Here is a 726-nt window from a genome sequence, read left to right as displayed (position 1 = left end):
CCAAGGGGAGGGGCTAAGACCGATTTATCAGTCCCCTTTCCCTCGTTTCTTTCCAACGCGATAGCCCAGCAAGGCCGCCACCGTTGCCACCGTCACCCCAGCAAGCACAGCCAGTGGCGTGTAATTCACACGACGAACGCCTCGCCCCGGTTTGGTGGGCTCTGAACCATCAATCACAAACTCATCGGTTTGATTCATTGCTGCGGCTCCTGGGGCATTTTCGCCAGCTCGTACAGCAACGGAGCCAACCGCTTTTTGTCCACGTCACGGGTCACGACCTTGGCCGCCTCGTCGAGCAGCCATTTGCGGATGTTGGGCTGATGCTGGGCCGCATTGAGCAGCAGGCCGCCGAGAATGATCTTTTGCCCGTTCTCGAGCTGACGGCTTTGCTGCCGAAGTCGATTTAGCTTGGCTTCAGCTTCTGCGATTTTTTGCTCTATGGTTTGTGCCATTTTCCGGCCTCACTCAGATATGTCGTGGTACGATAACACGCAGCAAGAGAGCGAAGCGAAAGCAGCAAGTGCGCACTTACGACTCGTACCGAGTCAGCGCGCCCTGCGGGGCAAAAGCAAAAATCAGAATAAGGAGCAAAGGCCATCGCCATCTACCACGCAACCACGAAGCCGATAGCACGCAGCGCGGGACGGTCAGCCGTCGCCGCTGCTGCCTATCGTTCGGGTTCCGAGTTGGTCGATGAACGCACCGGCCTTGTCCATGACTACACCC

3 protein-coding genes are annotated in these 726 nt (G+C 57.6%); 1 reads left to right on the top strand and 2 read right to left on the bottom strand.

Annotated elements, in window-relative coordinates; genetic code table 11:
• Positions 1–27: 27 nt before the first annotated feature.
• Both GHO32_RS26150 and GHO32_RS26145 read right to left on the bottom strand, forming a co-directional pair.
• Positions 28–198 (bottom strand): hypothetical protein, encoded by a 171-nt coding sequence (locus GHO32_RS26150; protein WP_153338439.1) that lies wholly within the window; start codon positions 196–198, stop codon positions 28–30.
• Positions 195–452, bottom strand: coding sequence for a hypothetical protein (locus GHO32_RS26145; RefSeq protein WP_094995346.1), 258 nt, complete (start codon positions 450–452; stop codon positions 195–197). The genes GHO32_RS26150 and GHO32_RS26145 overlap by 4 nt, the downstream gene beginning before the upstream one ends.
• Before the next feature lie 144 nt (positions 453–596).
• On the opposite strand from GHO32_RS26145, the gene GHO32_RS27340 reads away from it, so the two are divergent.
• Positions 597–726, top strand: a 130-nt coding sequence (locus GHO32_RS27340) for a MobA/MobL family protein (RefSeq protein ID WP_372239846.1), incomplete at its 3' end; no start/stop codon positions are given.

Origin of the sequence: Pseudomonas sp. FSL R10-2189 (assembly GCF_009600325.1) — a bacterium.
Classification (GTDB): Bacteria; Pseudomonadota; Gammaproteobacteria; order Pseudomonadales; family Pseudomonadaceae; genus Aquipseudomonas; species Aquipseudomonas helleri.
This window is presented reverse-complemented; position numbering and strand designations above follow the sequence as displayed.